This is a genomic window from Streptomyces sp. ICC1, from assembly GCF_003287935.1.
GTDB classification, from domain to species: Bacteria; Actinomycetota; Actinomycetes; order Streptomycetales; family Streptomycetaceae; genus Streptomyces; species Streptomyces tritrimontium.
Genome location: NZ_CP030287.1, coordinates 3844902 through 3865968, shown reverse-complemented (window position 1 = coordinate 3865968; position 21067 = coordinate 3844902). Strand labels below are relative to the sequence as shown.

18 protein-coding genes are annotated in these 21067 nt (G+C 69.4%); 16 read left to right on the top strand and 2 right to left on the bottom strand.

Annotation, left to right across the window (positions count from 1 at the left end):
• Positions 1 to 54 precede the first annotated feature (54 nt).
• Positions 55 to 276 carry a hypothetical protein gene (locus tag DRB96_RS18210; RefSeq protein WP_112449424.1) on the bottom strand — a complete coding sequence of 74 codons (222 nt, stop codon included), beginning with the start codon at positions 274 to 276 and terminating at the stop codon, positions 55 to 57.
• A gap of 368 nt (positions 277 to 644) precedes the next feature.
• Between DRB96_RS18210 and DRB96_RS18205 the strand changes: the two genes are divergently transcribed.
• The 16 genes from DRB96_RS18205 (at position 645) to DRB96_RS18130 (ending at position 20299) form a co-directional block, all read left to right on the top strand.
• Positions 645 to 3050, top strand: coding sequence for an ABC transporter family substrate-binding protein (locus DRB96_RS18205; protein WP_112449423.1), 2406 nt, complete (start codon positions 645 to 647; stop codon positions 3048 to 3050).
• A 331-nt stretch (positions 3051 to 3381) separates the two neighbouring features.
• On the top strand, positions 3382 to 5286 hold the full coding sequence (gene typA / locus DRB96_RS18200; protein WP_112449422.1) for a translational GTPase TypA: 1905 nt from the start codon (positions 3382 to 3384) through the stop codon (positions 5284 to 5286).
• Positions 5287 to 5737: 451 nt separating this feature from the next.
• Positions 5738 to 7378: an ABC transporter substrate-binding protein gene (locus DRB96_RS18195; protein ID WP_112449421.1), complete on the top strand. Its 1641-nt coding sequence runs from the start codon at positions 5738 to 5740 to the stop codon at positions 7376 to 7378.
• A gap of 179 nt (positions 7379 to 7557) precedes the next feature.
• Positions 7558 to 8490, top strand: a complete 933-nt coding sequence (locus tag DRB96_RS18190) for an ABC transporter permease (protein WP_112449420.1) — start codon at positions 7558 to 7560, stop codon at positions 8488 to 8490.
• Positions 8483 to 9430, top strand: coding sequence for an ABC transporter permease (locus tag DRB96_RS18185; protein ID WP_112449419.1), 948 nt, complete (start codon positions 8483 to 8485; stop codon positions 9428 to 9430). Before DRB96_RS18190 ends, DRB96_RS18185 begins: the two co-directional genes overlap by 8 nt.
• 11 nt (positions 9431 to 9441) lie before the next feature.
• Complete coding sequence (locus DRB96_RS18180; protein ID WP_112449418.1) at positions 9442 to 10497, top strand: ABC transporter ATP-binding protein; 1056 nt, start codon at positions 9442 to 9444, stop codon at positions 10495 to 10497.
• Positions 10490 to 11542, top strand: coding sequence for a dipeptide ABC transporter ATP-binding protein (locus DRB96_RS18175; protein WP_112449417.1), 1053 nt, complete (start codon positions 10490 to 10492; stop codon positions 11540 to 11542). The genes DRB96_RS18180 and DRB96_RS18175 overlap by 8 nt, the downstream gene beginning before the upstream one ends.
• 123 nt (positions 11543 to 11665) lie before the next feature.
• On the top strand, positions 11666 to 12589 hold the full coding sequence (locus DRB96_RS18170) for a GNAT family N-acetyltransferase (protein WP_112449416.1): 924 nt from the start codon (positions 11666 to 11668) through the stop codon (positions 12587 to 12589).
• A gap of 161 nt (positions 12590 to 12750) precedes the next feature.
• The gene (locus DRB96_RS18165) at positions 12751 to 14379 is read left to right on the top strand and encodes an ABC transporter substrate-binding protein (RefSeq protein ID WP_112449415.1); all 1629 of its coding nucleotides are present in this window, start codon (positions 12751 to 12753) and stop codon (positions 14377 to 14379) included.
• 31 nt (positions 14380 to 14410) lie between these two features.
• Entirely contained in the window at positions 14411 to 15334 is a 924-nt protein-coding gene (locus DRB96_RS18160) for an ABC transporter permease (protein WP_112449414.1), read from the top strand.
• Positions 15327 to 16337 carry an ABC transporter permease gene (locus tag DRB96_RS18155; protein ID WP_112449413.1) on the top strand — a complete coding sequence of 337 codons (1011 nt, stop codon included), beginning with the start codon at positions 15327 to 15329 and terminating at the stop codon, positions 16335 to 16337. The genes DRB96_RS18160 and DRB96_RS18155 overlap by 8 nt, the downstream gene beginning before the upstream one ends.
• A 12-nt stretch (positions 16338 to 16349) precedes the next feature.
• Positions 16350 to 17333, top strand: coding sequence for an ABC transporter ATP-binding protein (locus DRB96_RS18150; RefSeq protein WP_112449412.1), 984 nt, complete (start codon positions 16350 to 16352; stop codon positions 17331 to 17333).
• Positions 17317 to 18387, top strand: a complete 1071-nt coding sequence (locus tag DRB96_RS18145; protein WP_112449411.1) for a dipeptide ABC transporter ATP-binding protein — start codon at positions 17317 to 17319, stop codon at positions 18385 to 18387. Before DRB96_RS18150 ends, DRB96_RS18145 begins: the two co-directional genes overlap by 17 nt.
• Positions 18388 to 18734: 347 nt before the next feature.
• Positions 18735 to 18929, top strand: a complete 195-nt coding sequence (locus DRB96_RS18140) for a hypothetical protein (protein ID WP_112449410.1) — start codon at positions 18735 to 18737, stop codon at positions 18927 to 18929.
• Positions 18930 to 19010: 81 nt separating this feature from the next.
• Entirely contained in the window at positions 19011 to 19919 is a 909-nt protein-coding gene (mshB, locus tag DRB96_RS18135) for an N-acetyl-1-D-myo-inositol-2-amino-2-deoxy-alpha-D-glucopyranoside deacetylase (protein WP_112449409.1), read from the top strand.
• Entirely contained in the window at positions 19916 to 20299 is a 384-nt protein-coding gene (locus DRB96_RS18130) for a DUF6113 family protein (protein ID WP_112449408.1), read from the top strand. Before mshB ends, DRB96_RS18130 begins: the two co-directional genes overlap by 4 nt.
• 271 nt (positions 20300 to 20570) lie before the next feature.
• On the opposite strand, the gene DRB96_RS18125 is transcribed toward DRB96_RS18130, so the two are convergent.
• Positions 20571 to 20900 carry a hypothetical protein gene (locus tag DRB96_RS18125; RefSeq protein WP_239517740.1) on the bottom strand — a complete coding sequence of 110 codons (330 nt, stop codon included), beginning with the start codon at positions 20898 to 20900 and terminating at the stop codon, positions 20571 to 20573.
• Positions 20901 to 21067: the final 167 nt, after the last annotated feature.

Genomic DNA, 21067 nt, shown 5'->3' with positions numbered 1-21067 from the left:
CGGCCGCCGTCGCTGCGGGTGGCCGGGTCCGGTGGGGTGTGCGCGGAGCGTAGGTCAGGGAGCGCGGCGGTCGCGGGCGCCGAGACCCTCGTCGTCGGAGTCCGTCCACAGCGAGCTGTCGTACGGGGTGTCCGGGACGATGACCATTCCGCCCTCGCCCGAAGGCCTGGGGGCGGCCGGTGCCTGCCGGGCGACGTCCTTCTCGAGCCGCTCGACCGAGCGGACCAGCTCGTTCAGGTTGCGCCGTACGGCGGTCAAATCGTCTTGCAGGGACATGACTTGCCCTCACTTCCGCTGGGTGCGGTGGCAACGCTCATGTGCGCCTGCGAGTGTCGCGCCTCCCGTCCCCCCTTGTGAAGGGACGTGCAGCTATTGCGGGCGCGCAGGCGCGAACTGTGCGCCCCTCCCTGACCCCATTTTCATCCCTCTTACGGGGGAACGCTCGTCCGGAAGGCAAGCCGGATTGGTCCGCACGGGTGGGGTTCGCGGCGTGGCGAGGGTCCCCTGCGGCGGGTATGGCGGGGTGTCGATTTCAGTGGGTTTCGGCACCCAGTGTGATCAGCTCCATATACCGCCGAACGTGATCAAGGCCCCCTCCTTCTCACGGCTCTCCCCCCTCACGCCCCGCCCCGGAGGTACCACCCATGTCCCAGAGAAGGCGCAGGTCCTTGGCGCTCCTGACCTCGGGAGTTCTTGCACTGCCGCTGCTCGCGGGCTGCGGCGCGGGTGACGACGAGGGCGGCCCGGCAGCGGCCGGGCAGGACATCGCGACGACCGCCCGCGACAAGGTCGCCGACGGCGGGGTGCTGCGCTGGGCCGTGGACGCCCTGCCCGGCACCCTCAACACCTTCCAGGCCGACGCGGACGCCACCACCAACCGGATCGCCGGAGCGGTGCTGCCCCAGCTCTTCGTGCTGGACGGCAAGGGACGCCCGGTGGCCAATCCCGACTACCTGGAGAAGGCCGAGGTAGTCGAGCGGGAGCCCAAGCAGGTCGTCCTGTACAAGCTGAACCAGCAGGCCGTCTGGAGCGACGGCCGCGAGGTCGGCGCCGCCGACTTCGTCGCCCAGTGGCGGGCCCTGAACGGCAAGGACTCCGCGTACTGGACGGCGCGCAACGCCGGCTACGACCGGATCGAGAAGATCGAGCGCGGCAAGACGGACCTGGAGGTCAAGGTCACCTTCGTCAAGCCGTACGCGGACTGGCGCTCCCTCTTCTCGCCCCTCTACCCCAAGCAGGTCACGGGCACCCCGGAAGCCTTCAACGAGGGCGCCCGGGGCACCCTCAAGGTGACCGCCGGCCCCTTCGCGCTGGGCGCCATCGACAAGAAGACCGGCACGGCCGCCCTGACCCGCAACCCGCGCTGGTGGGGCCGCCCCGCCAAGCTCGACACCCTGGTGCTCACCGCCGTGCCCCGGGCGCAGCGGCCGGCCGCGCTGGCCGCCGGCAAGCTCGACATGGCCGAGATCGACCGCACCGGCGCCGACCGGATCGCCCTGGCCCGCCGGGAATCCGCGAAGTCGGGCGGGGCCCACGGGCCGGCCGCCTCGGTGACCGCCGCGCAGGCCACCCTGTCGTGGGCGCTGGCCTTCGGCGCGGACGAGGCCAAGGCGAAGGAGGCGCAGGAGAGCCGCCAGAAGCAGGCGGAGGCGGTCAAGCGCTACACCGATGAGCAGAGCGCCCTGCGCTCCTTCACCGTCCGCAAGTCCCTGGAGCCCGCCTACACCCAGCTCGCGATGAACGGGGCCACCGGCCCGCTCGCCGACGAGCGCGTGCGCCGCGCCGTGGCCCGGGCCCTGGACCGCCAGGCGCTCGCCGACATCGTCCTCAAGCCGCTGGGCCTGCCCGCGAAGCCGGTCGGCAGCCACCTGGCGCTGGCCGGGCAGCAGGCGTACGCCGACAACAGCGACGCCCTCGGCGGCCAGGACACCCAGGCCTCGCAGGCCCTGCTCGCGGACGCCGGCTGGCGCCGGGGCGGCAAGCTCACCGAGCCCGCCGGCGCCAAGGCGGGCCCGGAGGCCGCCCAGGAGACGGACGACGGCAAGACCCCGTCGGGCCCGGGCACCGGCAACGACGGCCTCTACATCGTCGGCCAGGACGACGAGCGCAACGGCGACGGCCGGGCCGACGACAAGCCGGCGGCCGCGGCCGGGGCGCGGGTGAAGGCCGACCACCCCGACCACCGCCCCGAGGGCCCCGAGGACCCGGCCGGCATCCCGCTGTCCGAAGGCGCGTACGGCCAGGACGGGGAGATCGTCGACGCCGACGCCTTCGCCGCCGGGACCCAGCCCTCCCCGGTGCTCGCCCCGGGCCCCTTCGCGGCCGGCCAGGAGCAGTTCCTGCGCGCCCAGGCCGACGCCGTGGACGACGCCAAGCGCAGCCCGGCCCTGGACGCCGAGGCCGTCGGCGAGGACGCCGACGGGACCAAGGCCAGCCCGGCCCCGGCCCCCGCCAAGCAGGCCGTGCGCAACTCCGGCAGCATGCTGGCCAAGGACGGCAAGGCCCTGAGCCTGCGCTTCGTCCTGCCGTCCGGTCCGGGCTCGGAGGCCCTGCGCACGGTCGGCGAGCGGATCGCCCAGATGCTCCACAAGGTCGGCGTGCAGACGGAGCTGACCAAGGTGGCCGACGAGAGCTTCTTCAAGGACCACATCGCCTCGGGCCAGTACGACCTGGCCCTCTACTCCTGGCCCGCGACCGCCTACCCCGCCACCGACGCCCGGCCGATCTTCGCCAAGCCGGAGCCGGCCGCCGACGGCTCGCTGCTGGTCGAGCAGAACTACACCCGGGTCGGCACCGACCACATCGACCAGCTCTTCGACCAGGCGGCCGGCGAGCTGGACGAGGAGCAGGCCCGCGACCTGATGCGCAAGGCGGACGCCCGGATCTGGGCCACGGCCGGCTCCATCCCCCTCTACCAGCGCCCCGAGCTGGTCGCCGTGAAGCCGGGCCTGGCCAACGCGGGCGCCTTCGGCCTCGGTGCCCCCCGCTACCAGGACATCGGCTGGAAGAAGCCGGCGGCGGCGAAGGGCAAGGACGAGAAGAAGAAGTGATGACGAAGAGGTGCATCACGGGTTGATCCGAAGTCCGCAAGCTCAGATGTGACTCAAGTCCCTTGCCCGCCGGATGACCGGCGGGCAAGGTCGTGCCGTACCCATTGACCAGGCCGTTGACCCGCGTGTTTTCAGGCATCACCCAGGGCCGAGGCCCCCCACCCAACCCTCGGCCCCGCTCAGTCGTCCGGCCTCTTGACAGACCCCCCGGCAGGCGGTTCCCGCCATCCGGCGTACGATGGGGTAAGGCCGTGGCAGGTTTTCCGCCCGGTCGAGGCTCGCGTGCCGGACCGTACGCGTCGCCATCCACGATCCCGGGAGAAGCGCCGAAGTGCCCACGCGCCACGACATCCGTAACGTCGCCATCGTCGCCCACGTCGACCATGGCAAGACGACCATCGTCGATGCCATGCTCAAGCAGGCCGGTGCCTTCGCCGCCCACCAGCACCTCGACGACCGCATGATGGACTCGAACGACCTGGAGCGTGAGAAGGGCATCACGATCCTCGCCAAGAACACGGCGGTGAAGTACCACCCCAAGGACGGCGGGGCGCCCATCACGATCAACATCATCGACACCCCCGGCCACGCCGACTTCGGTGGTGAGGTCGAGCGCGGTCTGTCGATGGTGGACGCCGTCGTCCTGCTGGTGGACGCCTCCGAGGGTCCCCTGCCCCAGACCCGCTTCGTCCTGCGCAAGGCCCTGCAGCAGAAGCTGCCGGTCATCCTCTGCATCAACAAGACGGACCGTCCGGACTCCCGGATCGACGAGGTCGTCAACGAGACGTACGACCTCTTCCTCGACCTGGACGCGGACGAGGAGCAGATCGAGTTCCCGATCGTCTACGCCTGCGGCCGTGACGGCGTCGCCTCGCTGACCAAGCCGGCGGACGGCACCGTCCCCCCGGACAGCGACAGCCTGGAGCCGTTCTTCTCCACCATCCTGGCCCACGTGCCGGCCCCGGTGTACGACGACGAGGCGCCCCTCCAGGCCCACGTCACCAACCTGGACGCCGACAACTTCCTCGGCCGCATCGCGCTCGTCCGCGTCGAGCAGGGCGAGCTCCGCAAGGGCCAGACCGTCGCGTGGATCAAGCGTGACGGCACGATCTCCAACGTCCGCATCACCGAGCTGATGATGACCGAGGCGCTCACCCGCAAGCCGGCCGAGGTGGCGGGCCCGGGTGACATCTGCGCGGTCGCCGGTTTCCCCGACATCATGATCGGCGAGACCCTGGCCGACCCGGAGAACCCGATCGCGCTCCCGCTGATCTCGGTCGACGAGCCGGCGATCTCGATGACCATCGGTACGAACACCTCCCCGATGGTCGGCCGCGGCGGCAGCGGCAAGGGCGCGGACGCCAAGTCCGCGGTCAAGGACCGCAAGGTCACCGCCCGCCAGGTCAAGGACCGTCTGGACCGCGAGCTGGTCGGCAACGTCTCGCTCCGCGTCCTCGAGACCGAGCGTCCCGACGCCTGGGAGGTCCAGGGCCGTGGTGAGCTCGCGCTCGCCATCCTGGTCGAGCAGATGCGCCGCGAGGGCTTCGAGCTGACGATCGGCAAGCCGCAGGTCGTCACGCAGGAGATCAACGGCAAGGTGCACGAGCCGGTCGAGCGCATGACGGTCGACGTCCCCGAGGAGCACATGGGCGCGGTCACGCAGCTCATGGGCGTCCGCAAGGGCCGCATGGACAACATGTCGAACCACGGCTCCGGCTGGGTCCGCATGGAGTTCGTCGTCCCGTCGCGCGGCCTCATCGGCTTCCGTACCGAGTTCCTGACCGGTACGCGCGGTACGGGCATCGCCCACTCGATCCACGAGGGTCTGGAGCCGTGGTTCGGCCCGCTGGTGACCCGCAACAACGGTTCGCTGGTCGCCGACCGCTCGGGTTCGGTCACGCCGTTCGCGATGATCAACCTGCAGGAGCGCGGTGTCCTGTTCACCGAGCCCGGCACCGAGGTGTACGAGGGCATGATCATCGGCGAGAACTCGCGCGCCGACGACATGGACGTGAACATCACCAAGGAGAAGAAGCTCACCAACATGCGTGCGGCTTCCGCGGACAACACCGAGAACGTGGTGCCGCCGCGCAGGCTCTCCCTGGAGCAGTCCCTGGAGTTCTGCCGCGACGACGAGTGCGTCGAGGTGACCCCCGAGGCCGTCCGCATCCGCAAGGTCGTCCTGGACCAGAAGGACCGCTCGCGCACCGCGTCGCGCGCCAAGTCCGGCAAGTAGTCGCGTAGGACCTAGGTCACACTTGGGTCCTGCCCGCTGCGGGCTTTTGTGAACAGCCCCTCCCGTCACGGTGAACGTGACGGGAGGGGCTGTTCGCTTTTGTCAAGCGGATTGTTTCGATCCGGTGTCCGCGGTGTCCGCATACCGACCGTGACACTCCGGAAGAAGTGCTAACAGTCCGTTTCGTTCATGTCTGTCTCCTATCCGTTTGTCCGGATTTCGGGTTTTAGCCGTAGTGCGATGTTGTGAAAACGAGACCACTTAAGTGTGGTTTACGGTCAGGGCGTCCCCGAGGATGGCTCCATTGAGCTCGGGTCAATGGGTCACACGCTGTGGGGAGCGTCGACTCACGAGCACACTCGGGACACCGGGTCCTTATCGCCGTCAGGGGTGTCGGCGAAACGCACTCGGGTCCTTCACATCAGACAGTGGACTCATGAGGAGGAAACCCATGCGCGGTGCCAAGAGCGCCAAGTGGGTAGCGGGCGCGATTGTCGTCGCCCTGGCAGCGACTGCCTGTGGTGGTGGCGCCGATAAGGGTGACAACGCCGGCAAGGGTGACGTTGATCCGAACGGCATCTACTCGGTCGAGGTGGGCGAGCCGGAGAAGCTCCTGCACCCGGCCGACACGATGGAGTCCAACGGCTCGATCGTCATGTCGGGTCTGTTCTCGCAGCTCGTCGACTACGACGCCGACGGCAAGCTCGTCATGGTGAACGCCGAGTCGGTCGAGTCCAAGGACAGCAAGCTCTGGACCGTCAAGCTCAAGCCGGGCTGGACGTTCCACGACGGCACCAAGGTGACCGCCGAGTCCTACGTCAAGGCGTGGAACTGGGCCGCGAACATCAACAACAAGCAGGGCAACGCGTCCTGGTACGCGGACATCAAGGGCTTCGAGGCCCTGCACCCCGAGGCCGAGGGCGCCAAGCCCACCGCCGAGGCGCTCGAGGGCCTGAAGGTCGTCGACGAGAACACCTTCACCATCGAGCTCGCCAACGCGGTCCCGTACTTCGGGTACAAGCTCGGCTACGAGGTCTTCTCCCCGCTGCCCGAGTCCTTCTACAAGGACCCCGCGGCCGCCGGTGAGAAGCCGGTCGGCAACGGCCCGTACAAGTTCAAGTCGTGGGAGCACAAGAAGCAGATCGAGCTCACGCGCTTCGACGACTACAAGGGCGCGGACAAGGCGAAGAACGGTGGCGTGATTCTCAAGAACTACTCCACCCTCGAGACCGCCTACGAGGACCTGAAGTCCGGCAACGTCGACGTGCTGCGCCAGATCGGCCCGAAGGACCTCCCGGTCTACCGTGGCGACCTCGGTGACCGCGCGGTGGACCAGCCGTACTCGGCGATCCAGACGCTGGCCGTCGCGTTCTACGCCGACCAGTGGAAGACCCCGAAGCCGGTCAACCCGAAGGTCATCCAGGGCCTGTCGATGGCGATCGACCGCGCCACCATCACCAAGACCGTGCTCCAGGGCACCCGTGACCCCGCCACGGGCTGGGTCGCCAAGGGCGTCCTCGGCTACACGGCCGACGGTTCCGGTGACGTCGCCAAGTTCGACCCGGCGAAGGCCAAGGCCCTCATCGCCGAGGGCGGCGGCGTCCCGAACAACGAGATCACCATCCAGTTCAACTCGGACGGCGGTCACAAGGAGTGGGTCGAGGCTGTCTGCGGCAGCATCACCTCGGCCACGGGCGTCAAGTGCACCGGTGACGCCAAGCCGGACTTCCAGGCCGACCTCCAGGCCCGCAAGTCCAAGCAGGTCAAGTCGTTCTACCGCTCCGGCTGGGTGCTCGACTACCCGGTGAACGCCAACTTCATCAGCGACCTGTTCCGTACGGGCGCCGGTGGCAACCAGGGTGGCTTCACCAGCCCTGAGCTCGACGCGAAGATCGCCGCGGCCGACACGGCCCCGAGCCTCGACGAGTCCGTGAAGGCCTACCAGGCCATCGAGAAGGACCTCGTCAACTACATGCCGTCGATCCCGCTCTGGTACTACAAGGTCAACGCGGGCTTCTCCGAGAAGGTCCAGAACGTGAAGTACGCCCAGGACGGCGACCCGATCCTCGACCTGGTCGAGGTCAAGAAGTAAGTCCTACCGCGTAATTCCTTTCGACGGATGTGGGCCGGCGGGGAGCCGGCCCACATCCGGGCCTATACGCAGAGCGCCACCCGGGGGGCCCTTTCGCGACGCAGTGACGATTCCGTCACGCGCGTGCGTGGCGAAAGGGCCCGTCCGGCTGCGCCTGCCGCATCTTCTACGGAGGCATGATGGGGCGCTATGTCGCACGACGACTGCTCCAGATGATCCCGGTCTTCTTCGGGACGACCCTGCTCATCTTCTTGATGGTGTACAGCCTGCCCGGCGATCCCGTGGCCGGACTCTTCGGGGACAAGGGCACTGACCCCGCCACGCTGGCGGCGCTCCGCCACCAGCACGGGCTGGATCTGCCGTGGTGGCACCAGTACTACAACTACATCACCGGCATCCTGTTCCACTTCGACTTCGGGTCCCAGATCCGCAGCGGACGCGACATCATCGATGTCATCGGCAGCGCCTTCCCGGTCACGCTCCGGCTGGCCCTCTTCGCGTTCGTCATCGAGATCGTCTTGGGACTCACGCTCGGGATCGTCGCCGGCCTCAAGGCCGGCAAGCTGGTCGACAACCTGATCCTGATCCTGACCCTGCTGATCATCTCGATGCCGGTCTTCGTGCTCGGCTTCATCGTCAAGTCGGTGTTCGCCTTCCAGCTCGGCTGGATCGACCCGAACGTCAGCACCAAGGAAACCTGGGGCGAGCTGATCGCACCGGCCGTCGTGTTGGGCTCCCTGTCGCTGGCCTACGTGGCCCGCCTGACCCGCACCTCGATGGCCGAGAACCTGCGCGCCGACTACGTCCGCACCGCCGTGGCCAAGGGCCTGCCCAAGCGCCGCGTCATCGGTGTGCACCTGATGCGCAACTCGATGATCCCCGTCGTGACCTTCCTGGGCACCGACATCGGCGCCCTCATGGGCGGAGCCGTCATCACCGAAGGCATCTTCAACGTCAAGGGTGTCGGCGGTCTGATCTACGAATCGGTGATCCGCCGCGAAGGCCTGACCGTGGTCGGTGTCGTCACGGTCCTGGTCGTCGTCTACCTGATAGCCAGCCTGCTCGTCGACCTCCTCTACGCGGTCATGGACCCGAGGATCCGGTATGCCTGATCTGACCCAGACCGAAACCGTCACGGCCGAGACCCCGTCGGCGCCCGGTGCGCCGGTCGCCCCGGCCAAGGCCGAGAAGGCACGCAGCCTCTGGGGCGACGCGTGGGCCGACCTGCGCCGCAACCCGTACTTCGTCGTCTCCGCGGCGCTGATCCTCGTCCTCCTGGTGATCGCCGCCTTCCCGAGCTGGTTCACCAGCGTCGACCCCACCAAGGGCGACCTGGTCAACCACTTCCTGGGCAAGCCGGAGCTCGCCAAGATCGGGTCGCCCGACTGGCTCGGCTGGGACGGCCAGGGGCGCAGCGTCTACGCGCGCCTCATCTACGGCACCCGCGCCTCGATCATCGTCGCCGTCTGCGTGACGGCGATCGTCACCGTCATCGGCGGCATCACGGGCATGATCGCCGGCTACTTCGGCGGCCTCACGGACACGCTCATCTCGGGGATCACCAACATCTTCTTCGGCATCCCCTTCCTGCTCGGCGCGATGGTCGTCCTCCAGGCCTTCACCGAGCGCACGGTGTGGACGGTCGTCTTCGCCCTGGCGTTCCTCGGCTGGACGCAGATCAACCGCGTCATGCGCGGCGCGGTCATCACCGTGAAGCAGGCCGACTACGTGCACGCCGCGAAGGCACTGGGCGCGAGCACCACCCGGATCCTGTTCCGGCACATCCTGCCGAACGCCATGGCCCCGGTGATCGTGGTCTCCACGATCGCGCTCGGCGGCTACATCGCGGCGGAGGCCACCCTGTCCTACCTGGGTCTGGGCCTCGCGTCCCCGACCATCTCGTGGGGCGTGGACATCTCGGCCGGTTCGCAGCAGATCCGAGTGGCCCAGCACATCCTGCTGTACCCCTCGATCATGCTCAGCGTCACCGTGCTCGCCTTCATCATGCTCGGCGAAGCGGTACGCAACGCCCTCGACCCGAAGCTGCGCTGAGGAGGGCGTAAGTGATCACCATGGACAACACCTCCAGCGTTCCCTCCCCGCGTGACGGGGACCCGCAGACGCCGCTCCTCGAAGTGCGCGACCTGCACGTCGAGTTCCACACCCGCGACGGTGTGGCCAAGGCAGTCAACGGCGTCAACTACAGCGTGAGCGCCGGCGAGACCCTCGCCGTCCTCGGCGAGTCCGGCTCCGGCAAGTCCGTGACGGCGCAGGCCATCATGGGCATCCTCGACATGCCCCCCGGCAAGATCCCGCAGGGCGAGATCCTCTTCCGCGGCCAGGACATGCTCAAGATGAGCTTCGAGGAGCGGCGCAAGCTGCGCGGCCAGAAGATCGCCATGATCTTCCAGGACGCGCTGTCCTCGCTGAACCCGGTCCTCACCGTCGGCTACCAGCTGGGCGAGATGTTCCGCGTCCACCGGGGGCTGTCGAAGAAGGAAGCCCGCCTCAAGGCCATCGAGCTGATGGACAAGGTCAAGATCCCGGCGGCGAAGGAGCGTGTGGACGACTACCCGCACCACTTCTCCGGCGGTATGCGCCAGCGCATCATGATCGCCATGGCGATCGCGCTGGAGCCGGACCTGATCATCGCGGACGAGCCGACCACGGCCCTCGACGTCACCGTCCAGGCCCAGGTCATGGACCTCCTCGCCGAGCTCCAGCGCGAGCTCAACATGGGTCTGATCCTGATCACCCACGACCTCGGCGTCGTCGCCGACGTCGCGGACAAGATCGCGGTCATGTACGCCGGCCGGATCGTCGAGACCGCTCCGGTCCACGAGATCTACAAGCGCCCGGCGCACCCGTACACCCGCGGCCTGCTCGACTCGATCCCGCGGCTGGACCAGAAGGGCCAGGAGCTCTTCGCGATCAAGGGCCTGCCGCCGAACCTGCTGCGCCTGCCCACCGGCTGCTCGTTCAACCCGCGCTGCATCGCCGCGCAGGACGTCTGCCGGACGGACATCCCCCTGCTCCAGCCCGTCAGTGAGCAGGACGGCACCGAGCTGGTCGGTCGCCACAGCGCGTGCCACTTCTGGAAGGAGCAGATCCATGGCTGAGCTCACCAAGAACGCCCCCGAGCGCGAGCCGATCCTCCAGGTGCGGGGCCTGGTCAAGCACTTCCCGCTGACCCAGGGCATCCTGTTCAAGAGGCAGGTCGGCGCGGTCAAGGCCGTCGACGGCATCTCCTTCGACCTGTACCGGGGCGAGACCCTCGGCATCGTCGGCGAGTCCGGCTGCGGCAAGTCCACCGTCGCCAAGCTGCTGATGAACCTGGAGCGCGCCACCGCCGGCGAGGTCTTCTACAAGGGCCAGGACATCACCAAGCTGTCCGGCCGCGCCCTGAAGGCCGTGCGCCGCAACATCCAGATGGTGTTCCAGGACCCGTACACCTCGCTGAACCCGCGCATGACGGTCGGCGACATCATCGGCGAGACCTACGACATCCACCCCGAGGTGGCCCCCAAGGGCGACCGGCGGCGGAAGGTCCAGGAGCTCCTGGACGTCGTGGGCCTCAACCCGGAGTACATCAACCGGTACCCGCACCAGTTCTCCGGCGGCCAGCGCCAGCGCATCGGCATCGCCCGCGGCCTCGCGCTCAACCCGGAGATCATCATCTGCGACGAGCCGGTCTCCGCGCTCGACGTGTCGGTGCAGGCCCAGGTCATCAACCTGATGGAGAAGCTGCAGGAGGAGTTCAACCTCTCCTACATCTTCATCGCGCACGACCTCTCGATCGTCCGGCACATCTCGGACCGCGTCGGCGTCATGTACCTCGGCAAGATGGCCGAGATCGGTACGGACGAGCAGATCTACGAGCACCCGACGCACCCGTACACGCAGGCACTGCTCTCCGCGGTGCCGGTGCCGGACCCGGAGGCCCGCGCGCACCGCGACCGGATCATCCTCACCGGTGACGTCCCGTCGCCCGCCAACCCGCCGTCGGGCTGCCGTTTCCGCACCCGCTGCTGGAAGGCCGAGGAGAAGTGCTCCGTGGAGGAGCCGCTGCTCGCGATCCCGGAGCGCTTCCAGGGCGTGAAGTCCCTGGCCGCGCACGAGTCGGCGTGCCACTTCGCGGAGGAGAAGGCCGTTCTGGCCGTCTGACCTCCCGCGGACGAAGCACCGAAGGCGCCCGGTACCGGATCACCCCGGTACCGGGCGCCTTCGCGTGCGCCGCGCGGGGAAAGCCGGTTGCGGGCCCGCCCCCGTCTCTCCGAGAGTGGTCCGATGAGCGACCTGCTGACCACGCGGCCCGCCGGGCCCTCGGACGCCGAGGCCATCTGCGGTCTCCTCAACGCCGTCGACCTGATCGAGATCGGCCGCCCGGAAACCGACCTCGCCGCCGTCGAGGCCGACCTGAACCACCCCGACGTCGACCTCGCGCGCGACTCCTGGCTCGCCTTCGAGGGCGGCCGGCTCGTCGCCTACGCCCTGGTGTGGGCGGACTCGGGCCCCGGCCGCGTCGACGCCGAGCACTACGCCCTGCCGGGCCACCGCGCGGCCGCCGTCCGGCTGCTGGAGCTGACGGAGGTCCGGGCCCGCGAGCTCGCCGCCGGCGCGCCCCGCGCCTCCCTGCGCATCCAGCTCAACGTCGAGTCCACCCTCGACGCCGACCTGCTGCCCGGCCGCGGCTACCGCACCGTGCGCCGCTACCAGGTGATGACCCGCGCCCTGGAGCCGGACCAGGCGCCGCCCGCCCCGCCCGGCGGGCTCACCCTGCGCTCCTGCGACGGGGACGAGGCGGAGCGGCGCCGCGCCCACACCCTGATCGAGGAGACCTTCGCCGAGCACTTCGGCCACGTGGACCGCCCGTACGAGCCCTGGCTGGACCACATCGACGGCCGCGGCCTCGACTGGTCGCTGGTGTGGATCGCGAGCCTGCCCGCGCTGGGCGACGTAGGGGTCCTGCTGACCCGCGACGACCGCACCAGCATGGGCTGGGTCAGTCACCTCGGCGTACGCCGGGAGGCGCGCGGCCGGGGCGTCGGCGGCCACCTGCTGCGCCACGGCTTCGCCGCCTACGCGGCGCGCGGCCGCTCCACGGTGGGCCTCGGCGTGGACACCGCCAACGAGACCGGAGCACTCGCGCTGTACGAGGCGCACGGCATGGCGCTGCACTACGCCGTGGTCACCTGGGAGCTGGCGCTGTGACCGGGGAGGCCCGCCGGGGCGGACCCGGCGCAACATTGCACTCGCAGGGGTGACAGGCGGGGGACGCGAGGGTGCAATCGGTCCAACCAGGAGTGTGCGGGACCCCACATAGGGTGACATTGGGCCCTAAGTGAGTCTTGGGATCCAGTAGGAGGCACTCCATGCGCGGAGCCACCCACGCCAAGTGGGCCGCTTGTGCGGTGGCCGTCGCCCTCGCGGCGACGGCCTGCGGCGGCGGAAGCGACAGCGGCGGAGGCGGCGAGACGGGCATCGTCAGCTCCTCGTGGGGTGACCCGCAGAACCCGCTGGAGCCCGCCAACACCAACGAGGTACAGGGCGGCAAGGTCCTCGACATGCTCTTCCGGGGTCTGAAGCGCTACGACCCGAAGACCGGCGAGGCCAACAACATGCTCGCCGAGAAGATCGAGACCACCGACAGCCAGAACTTCACGATCACGCTGAAGGACGGCTGGAAGTTCAGCAACGACGAGCCCGTCACCGCCCAGTCCTTCGTGGACGCCTGGAACTACGGCGCGGACGTCACCAAGAAGCAGAACAACTCGCCCTTCTTCTCCGACATCGTCGGCTACGCGGACGTGCACCCCGCGACGGGCGACCCCAAGTCCAAGACCATGTCCGGCCTGGTGGTCAAGGACCCCAAGACCTTCACGGTCGCCCTCAAGGAGAAGTTCTCCACCTGGCCCGAGACCCTCGGCTACCAGGCGTTCTCCCCGCTGCCCAAGGCCTTCTTCACCGACCACGAGGGCTGGCTGAAGAAGCCCGTCGGCAACGGCCCGTACACGGTGGACTCGTACACCAAGGGCACGGGCATGAAGCTGCGCAAGTGGGACGCCTACACGGGTGCGGACAAGGCGGTCAACGGCGGCGTGGACCTGAAGGTCTACACCGACAACAACACCGCCTACACCGACCTGATCTCGGGCAACCTCGACCTGGTCGACGACATCCCGGCGCAGCAGCTCAAGAACGTCGCGAACGACCTCGGCGACCGCTACATCAACCAGCCGGCCCTCATCATCCAGACCCTCACCTTCCCGCTGTACGACCCGCAGTGGAACAAGGAGGGCATGGAGAAGGTCCGCCGCGGCATCTCGATGGCGATCAACCGCGACGAGATCACCAAGCAGATCTTCAAGGAGACCCGCACCCCGGCCAAGGACTGGACCTCCCCGGCCCTCGGCGACAAGGGCGGCTTCTCCGCCACCGCCTGCGGCGAGGCCTGCTCCTTCAACCCGACCGAGGCCAAGAAGCTCATCCAGGAGGCCGGCGGACTGCCCGGCGGCAAGGTCACGCTGACGTCCAACGTGGACACCGGCTCGCACCGCGACTGGATGGACGCCGTCTGCAACAGCGTCAACAACGCGCTGGGCGAGGGCCCGGTCTGCACGGTCAACCCCATCGGCACCTTCGCCGACTTCAGGAACCAGCAGAGCAGCTTCAAGCTGACCGGCCCCTTCCGCTCCGGCTGGCAGGCCGACTACCCGCTGATCCAGAACTTCCTGGAGCCGCTCTACTACACCGGCGCCTCCTCGAACTACGGCAAGTTCAGCAACCCGGAGTTCGACAAGCTCATCGACGAGGCCAACCGGGAGAGCGACGCGGCCAAGGCGACGGCCAAGTTCCAGGAGTCGCAGAAGATCCTCGCCGCGCAGATGCCGTCGATCCCGCTCTGGTACCAGAACGGCAGCGCCGGCCACTCGGAGCGCATCTCGGACGTGGCGCTCAACCAGTTCAGCGTCCCCGTCTACGACCAGATCAAGGTCAGCTGACCCTTCTCGCGGATCGATCCTGGAGCAGTCCATGGGACGTTATGTGATCCGGCGACTGCTCCAGATGATCCCCGTGTTCATCGGCAGCACGTTCCTGATCTTCTTCATGGTGTACGCGCTCGGTGACCCGGTCGCCGCCCTCTTCGGAGACAAGGCCCCCGACCCGGCCACCGCCGCGCGCATCCGCAAGGACCTCTACCTCGACCAGCCCCTGTGGAAGCAGTACCTGCACTACATGGGCCAGATCTTCCAGGGCGACTTCGGCACCGCCTTCAACGGCCAGAAGGTCACCGAGCTGATGGCCGCGGCGTTCCCCGTGACCCTGCGCCTGACGATCGTCGCGATCGCCATCGAGATCGTCGTCGGCATCAGCCTCGGCGTGATCAGCGGCCTCAAGCGCGGCAAGTCCATCGACAGCGGCGTGCTCGTGCTCACCCTCGTCGTGATCTCCGTGCCGACCTTCGTGACCGGCTACCTGCTCCAGTTCCTCTTCGGCGTCAAATGGGGCTGGGTGCGGCCCACGGTCTCCCCGGACGCCCCCTTCAGCGAGCTGATCCTGCCCGGCATCGTCCTCGCACTGGTCTCCCTCGCCTACGTCACCCGGCTGACCCGCACGTCCATCGCCGAGAACGTCAAGGCCGACTACGTGCGCACCGCCGTGGCCAAGGGCCTGCCCCGGCGCCGCGTCATCACCCGCCACCTGCTGCGCAACTCGCTGATCCCCGTCGTCACCTTCATCGGCACCGACATCGGCGCCCTGATGGGCGGCGCCATCGTCACCGAGCGGATCTTCAACATCCACGGGGTCGGCTACCAGCTCTACCAGGGCATCCTGCGCAACAACTCCCCGACGGTCGTCGGCTTCGTGACCATCCTCGTCATCGTCTTCCTGCTGGCGAACCTGCTCGTCGACCTGCTCTACGCGGTCCTGGACCCGAGGATCCGTTATGCCTGAGCCCGATCCCGAGCGCGCCGCCTACGATCCGCTGCGACCCGGCGCCCACGAGTCCGTCGCCCCCACCGGCCAGGGCGGGGCCATGGATCTCGCCCTGGAGGAGGCCGAGAGCCTGGAGAAGGAGCTCGGCACGCCGGGCCCCGCGGGACCGCAGGAGAAGGCCCGGTCCCTGTGGTCCGACGCCTGGCACCAGCTGCGCCGCAACCCCGTCTTCATCGCCTCCTCGCTGCTGATCCTCTTCCTGGTGGTCATCTCGATCTGGCCCCAGCTCATCGCGAGCGGCGACCCGCTCCAGTGCGACCTGTCCACATCGCAGCAGGGCTCCTCCCCGGGCCACCCCTTCGGCTACGACACCCAGGGCTGCGACGTCTACACCCGTACCGTCTACGGGGCCCGCGCCTCCATCACCGTGGGCATCTGCGCCACCCTCGGCGCGGCCCTCCTCGGCTCCGCGCTCGGCGGGCTCGCCGGGTTCTTCGGCGGCTGGGGCGACTCCCTGCTCTCCCGGGTCGCCGACATCTTCTTCGGCATCCCCGTCGTCCTCGGCGGCCTGGTCTTCCTGTCCGTCGTCACCAGCACCACCGTCTGGCCGGTCGTCGGCTTCATCGTGCTGCTGGGCTGGCCCCAACTGGCCCGCATCGCCCGCGGCTCGGTCATCACCGCCAAGCAGAACGACTACGTCCAGGCCGCGCGGGCGCTCGGCGCCGGCAACGCCCGGATGCTGCTGCGGCACGTGGCGCCCAACGCGATCGCGCCCGTCATCGTCGTCGCCACCATCGCGCTCGGCACCTACATCGCCCTGGAAGCCACCCTGTCGTTCCTCGGCGTGGGCCTGCGCCCGCCGACCGTCTCCTGGGGCATCGACATCTCCAACGCCGCCTCCCAGATCCGCAACGCCCCGCACATGCTGCTCTACCCGGCGGGCGCGCTCAGCGTGACCGTGCTCGCGTTCATCATGCTCGGCGACGCGGTGCGCGACGCCCTCGACCCCAAGCTGCGCTGAGGAGCCCCGCACATGCTGCTCGAAGTGCGCGATCTGCACGTGGAATTCAAGACGCGCGACGGAGTCGCCAAGGCTGTCAACGGCGTCAACTACTCGGTGGACGAGGGCGAGACCCTCGCCGTGCTCGGCGAGTCCGGCTCGGGCAAATCGGTCACCGCGCAGGCCGTCATGGGCATCCTCGACATGCCGCCCGGCCGGATCACGGGCGGCGAGATCCTCTTCAAGGGCAAAGACCTGCTGAAGATGAAGGAGGAGGAGCGCAGGAAGATCCGCGGCGCCGAGATGGCCATGATCTTCCAGGACGCCCTGTCCTCCCTCAACCCCGTGCTCAGCGTGGGCGCGCAGCTCGGCGAGATGTACGAGGTCCACCGCGGGATGTCCCGCAAGGACTCCCGGGCCAAGGCCGTCGAGCTGATGGACCGGGTGAAGATCCCGGCCGCCAAGGAGCGGGTGGGGGACTACCCGCACCAGTTCTCCGGCGGCATGCGCCAGCGCATCATGATCGCCATGGCGATGGCGCTGGAACCCTCGCTCATCATCGCGGACGAGCCGACCACCGCCCTCGACGTCACCGTCCAGGCCCAGGTCATGGACCTCCTCGCGGAGCTCCAGCGCGAGCTCCACATGGGCCTGATCCTGATCACCCACGACCTCGGGGTCGTCGCCGACGTCGCGGACAAGATCGCGGTCATGTACGCCGGCCGGATCGTCGAGTCGGCCCCCGTCCACGAGATCTACGCCGCGCCGGCGCACCCGTACACCCGCGGCCTGCTCGACTCGATCCCGCGCCTGGACCAGAAGGGCCAGGAGCTCTACGCCATCAAGGGCCTGCCGCCCAACCTGCTCGCCATCCCGCCCGGCTGCGCCTTCAACCCGCGCTGCCCGATGGCCCGGGCCGTCTGCGCCGCCGAGGTCCCGCCGCTGGCCGAGGTCGCGCCGGACCGTGCCAGTGCGTGCTTCTTCTGGAAGGAGTGCCTCGGTGCCCGAGTCCACTGAATCCATCCTCGTGGTCGACGACCTGGTCAAGCACTACCCGCTGACCCAGGGGATCCTCTTCCGGAAGCAGGTCGGCGCGGTCAAGGCCGTCGACGGGGTCTCCTTCGACCTGCGGGCCGGCGAGACCCTCGGCATCGTGGGGGAGTCGGGCTGCGGCAAGTCCACCGTCGCCAAGCTGCTGGTCAACCTGGAACGCCCCACGGCGGGTGCGATCAGGTACAAGGGCGAGGACCTCGCCAAGCTGTCGGCCAAGGCCCTCAAGGCCGTCCGGCGCAACATCCAGATGGTGTTCCAGGACCCGTACACCTCGTTGAACCCGCGCATGACGGTCGGCGACATCATCGGCGAACCGTACGAGATCCACCCCGACGCGGCGCCCAAGGGCGACCGGCGCCGCAAGGTGCAGGAGCTCCTGGACGTCGTCGGCCTCAACCCGGAGTACATCAACCGGTACCCGCACCAGTTCTCCGGCGGTCAGCGCCAGCGCATCGGCATCGCCCGCGGCCTCGCGCTCAACCCGGAGATCATCGTTGCCGACGAGCCGGTCTCCGCACTCGACGTCTCCGTCCAGGCCCAGGTGATCAACCTCCTGGAACGCCTCCAGGACGAGTTCGGCCTCTCCTACGTGTTCATCGCGCACGACCTCTCGATCGTGCGGCACATCTCCGACCGGGTCGGCGTCATGTACCTCGGCCGGATCGTCGAGATCGGCACCGACAGCCAGATCTACGACCACCCGACCCACCCGTACACCCAGGCGCTGCTCTCCGCCGTCCCGGTGCCCGACCCGCTGGCCCGCGAGGGCCGCGAGCGCATCATCCTCTCCGGCGACGTCCCCTCCCCGGCCAACCCGCCCTCGGGCTGCCGCTTCCGCACCCGCTGCTGGAAGGCCGAGGAGCGCTGCGCGACGGAGGTCCCGCTGCTGGAGATCCCCGCCTTCCTCCCGGGCGGCCCGGCGGCCCACCCCTCGGCCTGCCACTTCGCCTCCGAGGAGCGCATGGTCCCGCCGTCGGACGACCCGCCGCCGGCGGCGGGCCGGTTGTCCAAGGAGTGAATCCGGAGCCCCCGCCACCGCTGATTTCCGGCCACAGCTGCACTCGGCACCACAACTCGGTTTACATGTAGGCAACTTGACCGTTTCTGCCCCGAGATATGGGCCGGGCAGCCTGGGCTGTGTGCGGCCGTGCGGGTGCCGACAGCCGGCCGGGGAGGCGTACAGACTCCCCGGCCGGCCTTCCTGTGACCCCGGGCATGCGCGGCGTGCGCCCCTCGTGCTGCCGGAATCGATCGATGCGCTGGCACGGATAGTTATGATCCGTAGCGGACGGTGGGTATGACTCTGCCGTGCACGGAGTCGCGAGTACGCGTACCGATGTCCGCTCGACGTGGAGGTGAAACGCCGTGGCCCTATCGATCTCGGCCGTGGTGCTGCTGGCGATCGTCGTCTTCCTGCTGGTCCGGAGGTCGGGCCTGAAGACGGGTCACGCGGTGGTCTGCGTGTTGCTCGGCTTCTACCTGGCGAGCTCGACCGTGGCCCCGACGCTCTCCCAGCTCACCTCCAACGTGGCCAGCATGATCAGCGGCCTCAAGCTCTGAGCGGACGCCCCGCGGCGTCCGCCGGGCGCCCGGGCGAGGCCTTGTGGGGCTCCGGGCGCCGCTCCTCGTACTCTTGCCCCCATGAACGGTCTTCCCGCCCGTCGGCTCCTGCTCGTGCACGCGCACCCGGACGACGAGTCGATCAACAACGGCGTCACCATGGCCAAGTACGCGGCCGAGGGCGCCCACGTCGCGTTGGTGACCTGCACGCTCGGCGAGGAGGGCGAGGTCATCCCGCCCGATCTCGCCCACCTGGCGGCCGACCGCGACGACACCCTCGGTGCCCACCGCGTCGGCGAGCTCGCCGAGGCCATGCGGGAACTGGGCGTCACCGACCACCGGTTCCTCGGCGGCCCCGGCCGCTTCCGGGACTCCGGGATGATGGGCGCCGAGCAGAACACCCGGCCCGGCGCCTTCTGGTCCGCGGACGTGGACGAGGCCGCCGGGTACCTCGTGGAGGTGATCCGCGAACTGCGCCCCCAGGTCCTCGTCACCTACGACCCGGACGGCGGCTACGGTCACCCCGACCACATCCAGGCCCACCGGGTCGCCACCCGTGCGGCCGAACTGGCCGCGGAGCCCGCCTACCGCCGCGACCTCGGCGAGCCGCACGCGGTCGAGAAGCTCTACTGGAACCGCGTACCGCGCTCCGTCGTCGAGGAGGGCTTCGCCCGGCTGCGCGAGGCCGGCAGCGAGGTGCCCTTCCCGGCGCCGGCCGCACCGGACGACGTGCCGGGGGTGGTGGCCGACGAGCGGATCACCGCCGAGATCGGCGGGGACGAGGCCGCCGAGCAGGCGTTCGTGGCCGCCAAGACCGCCGCGATGCGCGCCCACGCCACCCAGATCGCGGTGGACGGGCCCTTCTTCGCGCTCTCCAACGACCTGGCGCAGCCGCTGTTCACCCACGAGTACTACGAGTTGGCCGCGGGCCGGCCGGGCGTCCCGGCGGGCGAGCGCGAGCGCGACCTCTTCGCGGGGGTGCGGGCGTGAGCGGTACGTGGACACCGGGGCGGATCGCCGTCCTGCTCGGGCTGTTGGCGGCGGGCGTGCTGGCCGGCGCGGCCGGCTGGCTCGTGGTGGACCTGTGGTTCCCCGCCGGGCTGGTGCTGGCGCTCCTCGCCCTCTTCGGGCTGTTCCTCGGCGGCCGCCTCGCCCTGGGGACCGGGATCGGAGTGGGCGCGGGCGCGGTCGGCTGGTTCCTCGCCTACGTGATCCTCAGCGTCCCCCGGGCGGAAGGGGACTTCCTGCTCAGTTCATCCGGAATCGACATGTACGCCTACCTTTTGGGCGGGGTCGTGCTCGCTGTGATGTCCGCCACGATGAGCGTTCCCGGGGACCGGTCGGTTTCGGCCGCCAGGCCTGCCAAGTGACGTGCCGTCGGACGGCTTCGGCGGGCTTGACGAGCCGTTCGGCGCGGATCAGCCGGGTGGTCCGGGGGCGCTCGCGGGGGGCGTGAACGGAGCCAAGGGGAACCGTTCGCTCCCGGGGGCCGAGTGCGTGCGGGCGGCGGCCAGTATGGTGGACGGGCCGCCGAGCTGCCCGCGCACGGTATGACGGGCGGCGGAGCCAATCGGGAGAGCCTGCCTTGAGTCGTGAAACCGAGAGTTCGTCCTCCGGGCCCAACGGGCGCGGTGGGGCCGCCTACCCCTCGGGTACACCGCCGTACGGAACCGGCCAGTACCCGTCCACGGACGCTGCGGCGACCACCCCGGAGGAGAGTTCAGTGACCGTACCGCCCGCCAAGCCGTCCACGGCCGATTCCGACGGGCCGAAGACGGAGACCACCCTGACGACCCGGATCCGGATCAACATCCCCGGTTCGCGGCCGATTCCGCCCGTGGTCGTCCGCACGCCCATGCCCGAGGCCGAAGCCGAGCCGCAGTCCGCCCCGGCCGCCGCGCCGGCCCCCGAGCCCGAACCGGCCGCCCCCGGGCCCGAGGACACGGCGAGCAACTGGTTCGCGCCGCGCAAGAACGCGGGGCCCGGTCCCGCTCCGACGCGGCCGCAGGCAGCCCTGGAGGCCGGACCCGCCGGCGGGCCCGGCGCCCCGCGCCACGACACGCCCGCGCAGGGCTACGCCCAGGCTCCTGCGGGTCAGCGCCCGCCGGCCCCGGCTCCTGCGGCTCCGGCCGGCCCCG